This is a genomic window from Micromonospora sp. HM134 (genome assembly GCF_007833915.1).
GTDB lineage: Bacteria > Actinomycetota > Actinomycetes > Mycobacteriales > Micromonosporaceae > Micromonospora > Micromonospora wenchangensis.
Map to the genome: position 1 here is coordinate 2,178,577 of NZ_CP041061.1, position 13,721 is coordinate 2,192,297.

Below are 13,721 nucleotides of genomic sequence, written 5' to 3' on the forward strand. Positions count from 1 at the left end.
GGTGGGCGGTGTCAGATGAGGTCCCAGCTCAGGGGGGTGCCCCGGGGGACGTCGGTGGTGAAGGTGCGGCCGAGGACCCGGTCGATCTCCATCGGGGGCAGGCCGCCGGCCGGGCGGATCGAGCGGACGTTCGCGGCGGTCACCTCGTCGCCGGCCCGGACGTCGGCCACCACGAACAGGGAACGGCGGAACCGCAGCCCCTCCCGCTCGGCCGGGGTCGGCCCGACGGCGGTGCCGCCCAGCGCCGCGTGCGCCCGTGCCGACTCCACCACCAGGGCGGCCAGCTCGTCGGGGTGCAGCGAGAAGTCGGAGTCGACGCCGCCGTCGCCCCGGTCGAGGGTGACGTGCTTCTCGATGAAGCAGGCGCCCAGGGCCACCGAGGCCACCGGCACCCCGATGCCCGGGGTGTGGTCGGACAGGCCGACCGGCACCCCGAAGGCGTCGGCCAGCACCGGAATCCGGCGCAGGTTGCTGTCGGCCGGTGGGGCCGGGTAGGCGGCGGTGCAGGCCAGCAGCACGATGCCGCCGGCCCCGCCGTCGCGGGCGGTGCGCACCGCCGCGTCGATCTCGGCGAGCGTGGCCATGCCGGTGGAGATGACCAGCGGCTTGCCGGTGCCCGCGACCAGCCGGATCAGCGGCAGGTCGACCAGCTCCGACGAGGCGATCTTGTACGCCGGGACGTCCAGCCCCTCCAGCAGCTCCACCGCCGACGGGTCGAACGGGGACGAGAACACGGTCAGCCCCCGCTCCCGGGCCCGTTCGAAGATCGGCCCGTGCCACTCGTACGGGGTGTGGGCCCGCTCGTAGAGCCGGTAGAGGTTCTGCCCGCCCCACAGTTCGTGCCCGCCGGAGATCCGGAACGCCGGGGTGTCCACGTCGATGGTGATGGTGTCCGGCCGGTACGTCTGCAACTTCAGCGCGTGCGCCCCGCTGGCCGCCACCGCGTCCACGATCGCCAGCGCCCGGCCCAGGTCGCCGTTGTGGTTGCCGGACATCTCCGCCACCACGAACGGCTGCTCCCCGGCCCCCACCAGGTGCGGCCCGATCTTCACTGTCGTCATCCCAAGACCCCTGTTCCCTGTGCTCGTTGCTCGTACCCCGACCGCCGACCCCCGGCGGTGGCCGGCCGTCACCGGCTGCCGCGACCCGCCAGCGCGTCGCGGTCGGCGGGGGAGTCGTGGGCCGGCCCGACGACCGGCGGCACCGGTTGCGGCGTGGCGACCGGGCGGCGCAGCCACCCCGCCAGCCGGTGCGCCTGGCGCAGCACCGCGTACGCGAGGTAGTTGTCCCGACCGACCAGCCGGTGCTTGAGCCCGGCCACCCCGCCCGGCCGGGGGTAGCCGCCCGGCGGCAGGTGCCGGCGGTAGTGCGCGGCGACCCGGTGGAAGAACTCCCGGCGCAGGTGCGGGTGGAGCCGGCCGTCGTTGCCGACCACCACCAGCATGTGGTTGACCATCAGGGCGAACAGCTCACCGCGCAGCCGCTCGTCCGGGTACCGGCGGGCGACCCAGTCGAACAGCCGGTCGTACTGGTCGAAGGCGTCGAAGTGCCGGCCGCTGCGGGTGGAGGTGATCGCGCCCTGCCGGCCCTGCCGGTAGAGGTAGCAGACCCGGTCCAGCACGGAGATCCGCTCCGCGCCGATGAGCAGCGGGTTGCTGAACGGGATGTCCTCGTACCAGCCGGGGTGGAAGCGCAGCTCCAGCGCGTGCAGGTACGCCCGGCGGACCACCTTGTTCCACGCGGTGTGCTGCACCCGCAGCAGCCCGGGACGGTCGGCCAGCCGGACCACCCCGGGGATGCCGCGCAGCAGGTGACTGCTCGCGTCCACCTCGCGCCGGCCGTCGTCGCGTACCCGCAGGTGGTCGAGCATCAGCACGTCGGGGCGGTGCGCCCGGAGCCGCTCCAGCACCGCCGCGACGGTGCCCGGCGGCAACCAGTCGTCGCTGTCGACGAACCAGACGTACTCGCCGGTCGCCACGTCCAGGCCGGCGTTGCGGGCCGGACCCAACCCGACGTTGCGGGTCAGGTGCACCGTGCGCACCCCCGGATGCTCGGCCGCGTACGCGCGCAGCAGCTCCCCGCACCGGTCCGGCGAGGCGTCGTCGACGGCGACGATCTCGACCGCGCCCGCCGCGTCGGCCGGCACGTCCGTGCGCACCGAGTCGAGGCACTGGTGCAGGTACGCCTCCACCCCGTGGACCGGGACGACGACGCTGAGCAGCGGGGTGGGCGCGGGCTGGATGACCACCCCGCCACCCTGGTGCACGGGTATGGACGGCCACGGAACGTGACGTATCCGGTGGAGATGGAGCTGCTGAACAGCGGCCGAGCGGCAGGTTAACGGTTCAGCATCCGCCGTACCGGTGCGGGGACCGCGCGCCGCACCCGGGCCCGCAGCCGCTGGTCACGCAGCTCCCGTACGTCGTCGCCGAGCGCCGCGTTGCGGTCGCGCAGCCACTGGATGCGGGCCAGCAGTTCCTCGGGCGAACTGGCCGAGGCGGGCCGGACCGCCGGCGGGAACACCGTCTCGCGGACCTGCGCGTCGAAGCGGGCCGCGCTGTCGCCGTCGTCGAACGCGTTGCCCAGGTCGTGCCGGGCGAGGAAGGCGCGCATCACCTCGTAGCGGGCCCGGTGCCCGGTGTTCAGGCCGGTGTAGTCGGCCTCGGCGTAGAGTTGCGCGGCGTCCACGTCGGCCGGCACGTCCGGCATCAGCCGGTGCGGGATGTCGAAGTAGCGGGCCAGCTCCAGGGTGCGCGAGTCGTGCGCGAACAGGTAGCCGGGGGTGCCGGCGACCAGCGCGGTGATGGTGCCGTGGATGCGGGTGCCGAACGCGAAGTCGAAACCGGAGAGGTAGTCCATCCAGGTCCACGGGTCGAGGAACATCCGCACCTTGTCCTGCGTGAACAGCGGGTGCGAGGTGTGGACCGGGATGGCGCTGGTCTTGCCCCGGTCCTGCGGCGCGTCACCGTAGAGCAGGGTGCCCAGCGTCTTGAGGTCCTGCGGGAGGTAGCGCAGGTTGGGGTAGCGGGCCTGGTGCGAGGCGATGATCTTCGCCATCGACTTGACGTACGGGGAGACGGTCAGCGCCACCCGGGCGTCGGTGGTCAGGGCCGGCGCGGACTTCTCCACCCGGAACTGGTCGCCGTGCAGGAACATCGACGGGCAGCCGATCACGTCGACGGCGGAGAAGCCGAGCGTGTTCAGGTACTGCGCGGTGATCTCCCCGCGTACGCCGATGCTCGGTCCCCGCTCCAGCGCCGCCCGGACGAACCGGCTGACCACGTCGTCGATCGGACGCAGGTACTCCCGGTCGCCGTGGATGTCGGTCTGCACGCCGACCCCGAACACCACCACCGGGATGCGCAGCCGCTCGACCAGCTTCGTCATCAGCTCGATGCGGTGGGCGTAGCTGCGCCGGAACGCGTTGGCCAGCGGGATGACGTACACGTCGTACTGCTCGTTGATCCGGTCGGCGTCGCGCAGGTCGACCTTGAACTCGGTCGACGTGATCCGCGCGGTGGAGGTGCGCAGCAGCTTGTGCGCGGCGTGACTGAAGACCAGGTTGCCGTTGTTCTCCCCGATCCAGTTCCCCTCGTACGCCTCCTCCGGTCCGCGTACGTCGAACGGGTCCTTCTTCGCCCGCATCAGGATCCGCTGGTGCACCACTTCGCTCCGTTCCTCGTTCGCCGGGCGCCTCCGCGGGGCCGCCGACCTGGCCCACGGATACGACGACACCGACAGGTCTCGCGATGTTAGGGCAGTGGAGGGATTTCGTACACCTTCCGCACATCCGCACCACCCCGGCCCGTCGCCGGGAACGGGGCGTGCCGGTAGGGTGCCCCGGGTGACCAGCGTGCCCACCACCGCGTCCCCGGCGCTGAACCGCCTGCCGTCGCTGACCGGGCTGCGCTGGATCGCCGCCATGCTGGTCTTCGGCTACCACGTCGGCACCATGCGGATCGTCACCCAGCCCGACGCCAAGGCGGTGGTCGACTGGCTGTTCACCCTGGGCCTGTCCGGGGTGCAGTTCTTCTTCATCCTCAGCGGCTTCGTGCTGGTCTGGTCGGCCCGCGACGGCGACCGGCGGCGGGACTTCTGGCGTCGCCGGCTCGCCAAGATCTATCCCAACCACGTGCTGACCTGGGCGGCGGCGCTGCTGGTGATGTGGTGGTTCGCCGACCCGGTGGTGCCCCGCGCCGCGCTGGAGAACCTCTTCCTCGTCCAGGCGTGGGACCCCACTCCCGGTTACTTCTACAGCATCAACAACGTGAGCTGGTCGCTCTCCTGCGAGCTGTTCTTCTACCTCTGCCTGCCGCTGGCGCTGCCGGCGATCCGGCGGGCCCATTCCGGCCTGCTCTGGGCCGTGGTGGTGGCGGTGCCGCTGGTCATCCTGGCGCTCTGGCCCGGCCAGCAACTGCTGCCCGAGGGCAGCAACTGGTGGTTCACCCAGGTCTTCCCTCTGGTCCGCTCCACCGAGTTCTGGCTGGGTGTCGCCGCCGCCGAACTGCTGCGCCGTGGTCACTGGCGGGGCCCCGGGCTGTCCCTGGCCAGCGTGCTGTTCGTGGTCGTCTGGGTGGTGGCGCACTGGATCCCGGCCGAGCTGTGGGCGGCGCTGCTGTCGGTGGCGTACATCCTGGTCATTCCGGCGGCGGCCCGCGCGGACGTGCAGGGTCGCCGGTCGCCGTGGCGGCACCGCACGCTGATCTGGCTCGGTGAGGTGTCGTTCGCCTTCTACCTGGTGCACGTGCTGGTGATGATGACGGTGCTGCGGCTCACCGGGCACTGGGGTGTGGGGTTGCCGGGCTGGTTGGGGCCGCTGGCCGTGCTCGGTTTCCTGGTGGTGAACCTGGCGCTGGCCGCCGCGCTGCACCGCTTCGTGGAGACCCCGATGATGCGCCGCCTCGCCCCCCGCCGCCGCACCACCCCGGCCACCCCCGCTGCTCCTGCTGCCGCCGCCGGTGCTCCGGGTGCCGGTGCTCCGGGTGCCGGCGGGCCGGCCGTCGTGCCGGGGCCGAGGGGGGCCGACGGCGGGCCGCGCGACGACCGCCCCGTCGAGTACGCGGGACCGCGCGACCCGCACTGACCCGGCCGGCCCGGCTCTGTTCCCTGCGCGTCCGGCCCTGTTCCCTGCGCGTCCGGCTCTGTTCCCTGCGCGTCCGGCTCTGTTCCCTGCGCGTCCGGCTCTGCGCCTTGCGCGTCCCGCCCTGCTCGCTGCCGCCCTGCCCCTCCCTGCCGGGCTCGGCGGCGGTGCCGGGTGTGGCGCGGGCGGTGGCGGTGTTCCCTCCATAGTGGATGCCGGGCCGGGGTCCGTCACCCGCCCGGGTGTGACCGGTTGCCATACGCGACCGGCGCGGCGACACGCCCGGCGGTGCTGCGGGCCGGTCGGCCCGGCGGTAGCGTGGTCCCGTGTTCCCGGTCGCGCTCACCAGTCCCCTGTGGTGGGTCGCGCGCGGGATGTCCCGGCTGTTCGCCGGCCTCGCCGTCGCACTCGCGTTCGCCGCCGCCGGCCCGGCGCTGTCCGGCCCCCTGCTGTTCGACCCGGCCCCGACCGCACTGTCGACCGACGCGTCGCACTCCCTCCCCGCCGCCGTGGCCCTCGACACCCCGTTCGGCCTGGGCGACGGCATCCGCGCCGACGACCGGGGGACCGGGCGGGTCGACGTGGTGGCAACCGACCGGGTCGACGCCGGGATGTCCGTCGCGCCGGCCGGTGCGGCACGGGAGCTGCCGGCCGCCACCCTGGTGACACCGGGCGGTCGGGTGCCCGCCGCCGTCGGGCCCCGGGCGCCCCCGGCGGGCTGAACCCTGCGGGGCCACCCGCCCCACCACCACAGCCACGATCTCGTCCCCGTACCGGCCGGACGCTGCCCACAACGGTCCCGCCCCGGTACGGCCCCGACCCGCCACATTCCGCCCGCGAGGTGCCGACCCGTGAACACCGTGCTCTCCCAGTTCCTGACCGGGGTGCCGACCGCCACCGCGATCTGGTCCCTGCTGCTCGTCCTCGCGCTGACCGGCCTCGCCGTCCTGGTCGCCCGCCCCGAGCGGGACCAGGCGACCGACGTGACCGCCGTCGTGCCGCCGCCGGACGCCCCACCCCCGGTCGCCGACCTGCGCCGCTACGCCGAAGAGGTGGCCGTCGCCGCCGCCGGGGCCGCCCAGACCGCCCGCCGTCACCGGGCCGCCTGGCTGGCCGCCCAGGACACCCTCGACCGGGCCTGGCAGGAGTACGACGAGGCGGAGACGGCGGCCCGGCGGTTCACCGGCGCGGGGGCGCTGCCCAGCCCGCGTACCCCCCGGACGCCGGCCGAGTACGCGGGCCGGGAGCGGTGGCTGCACCAGGAGGCGGTGGCGGCGCACTGGCGGGGCGAGCTGTCGGTGGAACGGCTGCGGGACGTCTTCGCGCACCGCGACGGCTGGGACCCGCGCCGGCACCCCGTCGAGCACGAGGTGATGCTCGCCCGCGCAATCCGGGAGGACCGGCGTGCGGCGTACCGGGCGGCGGCCTGGCGGGAACGCGTCGCGTGGCGGGACGCCGAGCTGGCCGCCGAGGCCGCCCGGTCCCTGGCCGCCGAGGCGTACGCGGCGACGCAGCGGGTGCGGCCGGGCCGGGTGCCGCTGCCCCGTACCGCGACGTCGGCGGCGACCCGCCCGACCCCGGCCACCCGCTGGCACCCGGCCCGGGTCGGCTGACCACCCCGGGACCGCCGCTCCCGGGCCTCACGAGGCTCGGATCCCGCTGGGCCTGCCCCGGCCCGGGATGATCGACACAATGACGCGTAAGTGGCGGTGTCCGCCTCGCGTTGACCCCGCGACTTCGACCCCGTTGCGGGCGGTGGTCCTGCCCCGGGCCCAGGGCCGCGCGGGCCGGGGGTCGAATTGTTATTCAGCCCGGTGTGGGGGGCGTCACGGCACGGGGGAATCGGACAGTCGGTCACAGGCGGTCACATCGACCCCGATGATCATCGGAGGTTGTGGTCGGGTCGTCCGGTTGTCGCCCCGCCGGGGTCCGACGAAGCTTCGTCCCCGGGGCTGGCCCTCGCTGCCCGAGTGCCCCGGAAAGAAGTCAGCCCGACGATGTTTGCGCAGGTCACAGGGCTTGGCGGGAGGGAAGGGCGACCAGTAGTGTCGCTGCGGTCCGGTGCGGTTTCCGATCGCAGGAGGCGACGCCGCGCCGACCCGCTCAATCGTGCGAGTCACGAACCGGGGACCCATGTGCACCACCTGGGGTGAATCTCCGGGCCACGGCCCGGGGTAGGGCGATCTTCCCGCCCGAATCCGTCAGCTAACCCGGTCGGCGGCAGCGGAAGGAGTTCCATCCTCGTGCAGCATGACCCCACCCCCTCGGTAATCCCTCCACCTCGGTGCCGGGGTGCCGCCGGAGCGTCGCGCCTGACGCGCTGACCGGCCGTCCACCCCGCCGCCCGACCCCGTTCGGGCGACCGCCGATCCGTCCGGCTCCCGTCGGGCGGTCCCTGCCGAACGAGCGGCTGAACACCCGATCCGCGCGTGGCGTACCCGCCGCGTGCCGGTCCGGCGTGCCCGGCCGCCTCGCCCCGTGGAGGAACACCCCGTGAAACACCACATGAAGCGACAGCTCCGCCGACTGGGCGCCCAGCGCCCGTACCGGATGGTCGTCGGCTCGGCGGCGGTCCTCGTCCTGGCCGCCGGCGGCACCGCCCTGGCCGCCGGGGTCGACGACGCCCCGACCGAACAGCAGCGCGCCACCGCCGTGACCGAGACCGCCCCCCGCCTCGACGACGTCGCCAGCCGCGCCCAGGCCCGGGTGGCCACCCCCGCGCCGGCCAGCCCGTCGGCCACTCCCTCGACCAGCCCGTCGGCGAGCCCCACCCCGTCGCCGCGCGTCACCCGGGCCAAGGCCCGGGCCACCGCCGACCCGGACCTGACCCGCAAGGCGGCCCCGAAGCCGCCGTCGTCGAAGGTCCTGCGCTACGACTACCAGGCCCAGATCACCTACTACTACTGCGGCCCGGCGGCGGTGCGCAACGCGCTCAGCGCGGCCGGCATCGAGCGCGGCCAGGACGACCTCGCCGCCGCGTTGGGCACCACCGAGATGGGCACCAACTCGGCCGAGGACACCACCCGGGTGCTCAACGCCGTGGTCAAGGGCGACCCGTACCGGACCCGGATGTTCGCCGGTACCCCGAGCGACGCGCAGGTCGAGCGGCTGCGGGCCGACGTGGTCGCGGCGGTCACCGACCAGCGGGCCGTGGTCGCGAACGTGGCCGGGGACGCCACCGACCTCGACGGCGGCTGGCACTCCTTCCCCGGCGGCCACTACGTCGCCGCCGTGGGCTACCGGGACAACGGCCGTACCGTGCGGATCGCCGACTCGGCCGACCCGTCCCTGCCGGCCTACTGGGTCAGTGTGACCACCCTGGCGAACTGGATCGCCACCCGGGGCTACTCCGCCTGACCGACCCACCCCACCCGCCCCGGCCGCCCCGATCACGGGTGGCCGGGGCGGCGCGCGTCATGGGGCCCGATACAGCGGAGTCGGATACCGCAACATCGGCCCCACCGCATCGACCGCCGCCGGGTCAGGCCCGGGGGGAGAAGACCGTCGCGCCCCGGGGCGTCGGCGGGGTCCAGGCCGGCTCCAGCTCCCGGCGGGCGGCGTCGAGGAAACCGTCGGCGTACGCGTCGGCGGGGAAGTCGCCCAGGTAGCGGCGGCGGGTGTCCCACCGGGCCGCCGCCAGCGGATCGGTGTCCAGCAGACCGGTCAGCACCTCGTCGAGGTTGGCCATGTCCCGGCGCAGCACGTAACCGGAGCGGGCCAGCGGGAACCGGTCCAGGAACTCGTCGCCGTCGACGCCCAGGTCGGTCACCGCGTACGGCTTGCCCGAGTAGAGGTAGTCGGAGATGACCCCGGAGACGTCGGAGACCAGCGCGTCGGAGCGGTTGACGCACTCGGTCAGGCTCAGCTCCCGGCTGGCCGCCGCACCCCACAGGTGCTGCCGGCCGGTACGGGTCCGGTCGGCGGCGAGCAGCTCGGTGAGCCGGGCCAACTGCCGGGCCGAGGCCGGGTTCTGCCCGGTGTACGGGTGGGCCCGCAGGATCACCGTGGCACCCCGGTCGAGCAGCCGGCGCAGCAGCGGCTCGGCCACCGGCAGCGAGCAGTAGTTGGCGTCGGCGTGGTGGCCGGTCCAGGTGGGGGTGTAGAGCACGGTCGGGGCGGCCGACGGGCGGGCCTCCCGGCGTACCTCGATGGCCTCGACCTGCGGCCGGCCGACCACGACGAACTTCTCGGCGGGGATCTCCACGCCGGCCCGCGCGTACCGTTCGATCGCTGCCGGACCGGCCACGAAGATCTTGTCGAAGATGGCCGAGACCGGGTTGGCGCTGGGGGCCTTGTCGCTGTCGCCGTGGTGCAGCTGCACGTGGGTGAGCTGGGTGAACCGGATGCAGTGGCTGTTCTTCGCCCCGTGGTTGACGTAGAACGCCACCCGCAGGCTGGGCACCAGCGCCTCGTCCATCGCCTTCAGGGTGGGGCAGTAGACCACCGGGGCGCTCGTCGCGGCGGCGATCGTGGGCAGGAACTCCGGCTCCCGCAGCAGCACCAGGAACGGCCGGCCGAGCCGCTCCAGGTAGGGCAGCCACATGGTGACCTGGTACTCCGAGCCGGGCGGGGCGGAGAAGTAGAGCAGGAACTCCGGCTGGTGGGCGCGCAGCGCCCGGGTCACCGGGCCGCCCCCGCCCGACGGCCGGAACCGCCGCCGGGCCAGGTCCAGGCCGACCGCGCCGCAGCCGGCCGCCACCACCAGCACGACGGCCAGTGCGACCACGGCGGGCAGGGCGAACGCGGCGGCCACCGCCACCACCGCGAGCAGCCCCAGCAGGACGCCGCCGAGGCGGGCGGCGACCAGCGGGGTCCACGCCCGTACCGGCAGGTTCGCCGCCCGGATCTCCAGGTTGCCGGCGTCCCGCAGCGGCCCCACCAGCAGCACCAGGCCCAGCAGCACCAGCGCGGTCAACGCCAGCACCGGGTCGAACCCGTCGTCGAGGCGGCGGCCGTAGCCGACCAGGATGCCGGCGGCCAGCAGCACCGTCTCGGCGACGATGTCGGCGTCGGGGCGGACCCGGCGTTCGTAGCCGGCGGCGGCCAGCGCGGCCACCGCCAGGGCCAGCCCCCAGCCGGTCGCGCCGGTGAGCGCCACCACCAGGAAGGCGACCACGGCCAGGCCGGTGGTCAGGCACCGTGCGATCAGTTTCCTGACCAGGTCACCACGCATGTCGTACGTCTCCGGGGGTCGGGTCAGCCGGCGTCGACGCCGCTGGGCAGCCGGTCCTGCTCGGCCGCGGTCGGCTGGGCCGGCACCGGGGCCGCCTCGCCGGGGGCCCGCCGGACGTCGATCACCTGGCCGGTGAGGTCGGAGATCAGCACGTCGAGCGAGGACTGGGCGACCGTCTCGGCGGCCAGCAGGGTGTGCTCCGGCTCCTCACCGAACGCCTTGGTGCGCATGGGAGTGGCGGTGCGCTCCGGGTTGATGCAGTTGACCCGGACGCCGTACTCGGCCCACTCGTCGGACAGCGCCTGGGTCAGGTTGACCAGCGCCGCCTTGGTCGACGAGTAGAGCGCGTACTGGGCCCGACCCCGGGTGTACGAGCTGGACGTGTAGAGCAGCAGCTGACCCTTGGTCTGCTGGAGGTACGGCAGGGACTGCCGGGCGGCGATCACCGGCCCGACGAAGTTGACCTGGAGCACCCGGTCCATGGTCTCCTCGTCCATCTCGGCCAGCGCGCCCTTCTCCAGGATGCCGGCGGTGACCACGACGTGGTCGATCCGGCCGGTGGCCTCGAAGGCGGTCTTCAGCGCGGCCTCGACGTCGCCGGTCTGCTCGACGTGGGTGCCGGTGCTGGACCGGCTGAACGGGAAGACCTGCGCGCCGTAGCCCCGGGCCAGCTCGGCCAGGTCGTGCCCGATGCCGTAGCTGCCGCCGAAGATGACGATCGTGCGCCCGGCCAACTCCTCGGTGTAGCTGCGGTGCGACAGCCGGGGGGCCTGGGCGGCGGCGAGCTGGAACAGCTTGTCGGCGAGGTGCACGTCGACCGGGTGGGTGACCTTGATGTTCTCGTCCGACCCGTCGATCACCTTGATCGGGGTGCCGGGCAGGTAGCGCAGCACCACGCCGCAGTCGTCGGTGGCGGCGAAGTCCGGGTCGCCCTCGGCCCGCCGGTACGCCTCCCGGATGGTGCCCGAGCGGAACGCCTGCGGGGTCTGCCCCCGGCGCAGCCGGGACCGGACCGGGATGTCGGTGATGCACTCGTCCTCGTCGACCTGGATGATCGTGTCGGCGGAGGGGATGGCCACGTCGACGGCGGAGTAGCTCCACAGCGCGTTCACGCACTCGCGGACGATCCGGGCGCTGACCAGTGGGCGGACCGCGTCGTGGAAGAGGATGTTGACGTCGCCGTCGCCGACCGCGTCCAGCGCGATCCGGGTGGTGGCGTTACGGGTGTCGCCGCCCTCGATGACCTTGCTGACCTTGCGGAAGCCGGCCTTGTCGACGATCTGCTGCGCCTCGGCGACGTGGCCCGTGGCCATCAGCACGATGATCTCGTCGATCTCCGGGGCGGCCTCGAAGACGGCCAGGGTGTGCTCGATGATCGGCTTGCCGGCGATCTTCAGCAACTGCTTCGGGATGCCCAGGCCGAGCCGGGTCCCGGTGCCTCCGGCCAGCACCACCGCCACCGTCCGCGAGGGCCGCCACGGTGCCGGGGTCTCCGGGGTGGCGTCCGGGCCAGTGGTGTGGTCCTGCGTCATTGCCGATCCTCACTCTCGGGGGATGTGTGCACGCGTCCCGGGGGTCACCCTGAACGGAAGATTGCGCCAGCGTGGCGACGGGATGAACCTTAACGCGCGGACCGCGCCGCCCCAACGGGACGACGCGGTCCGCCGGGCGTCGAATCGATGCGGTACGCGCGCCCGGAATACTACTTGCCGTTGGCGAATGCCTCGTACGCCCGGATCACCTCGTCGGTGGGCCCGTCCATCCGGATCAGCCCCGACTCCAACCAGATCGTCCGTTCGCAGGTGTCCCGCACCGAGGAGAGCTGGTGGCTGACCAGGAAGACCGTGCCGGCCCCCTCGCGCAGTTCCCGCACCCGCTGCTCGCTGCGCTTGCGGAAACCCTTGTCGCCGGTGGCGAGCGCCTCGTCGATCAGCAGCACGTCGTGCTTCTTGGCGGCGGCGATGGAGAACCGCAGCCGGGCCGCCATGCCCGAGGAGTACGTCCGCATCGGCAGGCTGGCGAAGTCGCCGCGCTGGTTGATGCCGGAGAACTCGATGATCTCCGGGGTCATCCGGGCCACGTCGTCGGGCTGCATGCCCATCGCCAGGCAGCCCAGCGTGACGTTCCGCTCGCCCGACAGGTCGTTGAGCAGGGCGGCGTTCACCCCGAGCAGGGAGGGCTGGCCCTGGGTGTAGACCGCGCCCCGGTTGACCGGGAGCAGCCCCGCGATGGTCCGCAGCAGGGTCGACTTGCCGGAGCCGTTGCTGCCGATCAGGCCGATCGCCTCACCCCGGTAGGCGGTGAAGGACACCCCCTTGACCGCGTGCACCTCCTGGATGTTGGGCGCGGAGGAGCGCTTGACCAGCCGGCGTAGCGCGGCCACCGGGGTGCTCCCGCCCCCGGCGCCCTTGTGCACCCGGTAGATCACGTGCGCGTCGTCGACCACCACGGTGGGGATCCGCTCGACGATCCGGGGCAGGGTCACGGTGACGTCGTTGGACGTCTCGTACCGGTCATCCACGGCCGTACTCCTGTTCGCCGCGCCAGAAGTAGACGTACCCGGCGATGCCACCCAGCACCGCCCAGCCGACCGCCACCAGCCAGAGTTGGGTCACCGACTCGTTGAGCAGCGGCGCCTGCTCCAGCAGGGCGTACCGGGCCAGCTCGATGTAGACCAGGATCGGGTTGAACTGGATGATCGTCGAGGCCCAGTCGGGCAGCCGGTCGAAAAGCTTGACGCTGTAGAGCACGCCGGAGCCGTACATCCAGGTGCGCAGGATGAACGGCATGACCTGCTTGAGGTCGCTGGCCTTGGAGCCCATCCGGGCGACCACCATCACGACCCCGGCGTTGAACAGCGCCTGGAGCAGCAGCGCCGGGGGCAGCATCAGCCAGGCCAGGGTGATCGGCTCGCCGGTCACCAGGACGATGCCGACCAGCACGATCATCGAGGCCAGCAGCTGCTGGAACTGGGTGAGCGTGGCGGCCAGCGGCAGGCAGGCCCGGGGGAAGTGCAGCGCCCGGATCAGCCCCAGGTTGCCGCTGATCGACTGGGTGCCGGCCAGCACCGCGCTCTGGGTGAAGTTGAAGATGAACAACCCGGTGGTCAGGTACGCGATGAAGTTCGGGATGGTGTTCTGCCCGAGCACCACGCCGAAGATCAGGTAGTAGACGGCGGCGTTGGTCAGCGGGGTGAGCACCTGCCAGATCTGGCCCAGCTTGGCGTTGCTGTACGAAGCGACCAGTTTGGCGTTGGCGTACGCGGCGGTGAAGTGCCGGTAGGCCCACAGTCTGCGGCTGTACTCGGTCAGGGACGGGCGCTCACCGGCGACCCTTAGTCCGTGCCGAGCGGCCAGCTGCGCCTGGGTCAGGCCCGTTTCGGGGTCGACCAGCGCGGTGGTGGCCATGGGAAGGGCGCTCCGATCTTTCGTACCAACGGGATGCGCGCGACGAAGGGGATCCGTGGGT

At 73.1% G+C, this 13,721-nt stretch carries 11 protein-coding genes and 1 riboswitch; of the genes, 4 read left to right on the plus strand and 7 right to left on the minus strand.

Annotated features, from left to right (window positions below):
• Positions 1-11 precede the first annotated feature (11 nt).
• From pseI to FJK98_RS09735, 3 genes are all read right to left on the minus strand, one after another.
• Entirely contained in the window at positions 12-1,061 is a 1,050-nt protein-coding gene (gene pseI / locus FJK98_RS09725) for a pseudaminic acid synthase (protein ID WP_145918725.1), read from the minus strand.
• A gap of 68 nt (positions 1,062-1,129) precedes the next feature.
• Positions 1,130-2,248 carry a glycosyltransferase gene (locus FJK98_RS09730; RefSeq protein WP_145918726.1) on the minus strand — a complete coding sequence of 373 codons (1,119 nt, stop codon included), beginning with the start codon at positions 2,246-2,248 and terminating at the stop codon, positions 1,130-1,132.
• Positions 2,249-2,337: 89 nt separating this feature from the next.
• Positions 2,338-3,663 carry a polysaccharide pyruvyl transferase family protein gene (locus FJK98_RS09735; RefSeq protein ID WP_145918727.1) on the minus strand — a complete coding sequence of 442 codons (1,326 nt, stop codon included), beginning with the start codon at positions 3,661-3,663 and terminating at the stop codon, positions 2,338-2,340.
• Positions 3,664-3,844: 181 nt separating this feature from the next.
• On the opposite strand from FJK98_RS09735, the gene FJK98_RS09740 reads away from it, so the two are divergent.
• From FJK98_RS09740 to FJK98_RS09755, 4 genes are all read left to right on the plus strand, one after another.
• Entirely contained in the window at positions 3,845-5,083 is a 1,239-nt protein-coding gene (locus FJK98_RS09740) for an acyltransferase (protein ID WP_145918728.1), read from the plus strand.
• A 323-nt stretch (positions 5,084-5,406) separates the two neighbouring features.
• A complete protein-coding gene (locus FJK98_RS09745; RefSeq protein ID WP_145918729.1) occupies positions 5,407-5,802 on the plus strand; it encodes a hypothetical protein in 396 nt (131 codons plus the stop codon).
• A gap of 129 nt (positions 5,803-5,931) precedes the next feature.
• Entirely contained in the window at positions 5,932-6,693 is a 762-nt protein-coding gene (locus FJK98_RS09750) for a hypothetical protein (protein WP_145918730.1), read from the plus strand.
• A gap of 477 nt (positions 6,694-7,170) precedes the next feature.
• A riboswitch (cyclic di-AMP (ydaO/yuaA leader) is annotated at positions 7,171-7,315 on the plus strand.
• A gap of 270 nt (positions 7,316-7,585) precedes the next feature.
• Positions 7,586-8,437, plus strand: coding sequence for a C39 family peptidase (locus FJK98_RS09755; protein WP_194821661.1), 852 nt, complete (start codon positions 7,586-7,588; stop codon positions 8,435-8,437).
• A gap of 124 nt (positions 8,438-8,561) precedes the next feature.
• On the opposite strand, the gene FJK98_RS09760 is transcribed toward FJK98_RS09755, so the two are convergent.
• The 4 genes from FJK98_RS09760 to FJK98_RS09775 all read right to left on the minus strand — a co-directional run bounded on the left by FJK98_RS09760 (position 8,562) and on the right by FJK98_RS09775 (position 13,660).
• On the minus strand, positions 8,562-10,253 hold the full coding sequence (locus tag FJK98_RS09760) for a CDP-glycerol glycerophosphotransferase family protein (RefSeq protein WP_145918732.1): 1,692 nt from the start codon (positions 10,251-10,253) through the stop codon (positions 8,562-8,564).
• 23 nt (positions 10,254-10,276) lie between these two features.
• Positions 10,277-11,785, minus strand: a complete 1,509-nt coding sequence (locus FJK98_RS09765) for a bifunctional cytidylyltransferase/SDR family oxidoreductase (RefSeq protein WP_145918733.1) — start codon at positions 11,783-11,785, stop codon at positions 10,277-10,279.
• Between the two features lie 170 nt (positions 11,786-11,955).
• Positions 11,956-12,774, minus strand: coding sequence for an ABC transporter ATP-binding protein (locus FJK98_RS09770; RefSeq protein ID WP_145918734.1), 819 nt, complete (start codon positions 12,772-12,774; stop codon positions 11,956-11,958).
• The gene (locus FJK98_RS09775) at positions 12,767-13,660 is read right to left on the minus strand and encodes an ABC transporter permease (RefSeq protein WP_145918735.1); all 894 of its coding nucleotides are present in this window, start codon (positions 13,658-13,660) and stop codon (positions 12,767-12,769) included. The genes FJK98_RS09770 and FJK98_RS09775 overlap by 8 nt, the downstream gene beginning before the upstream one ends.
• Between the last annotated feature and the right edge of the window lie 61 nt (positions 13,661-13,721).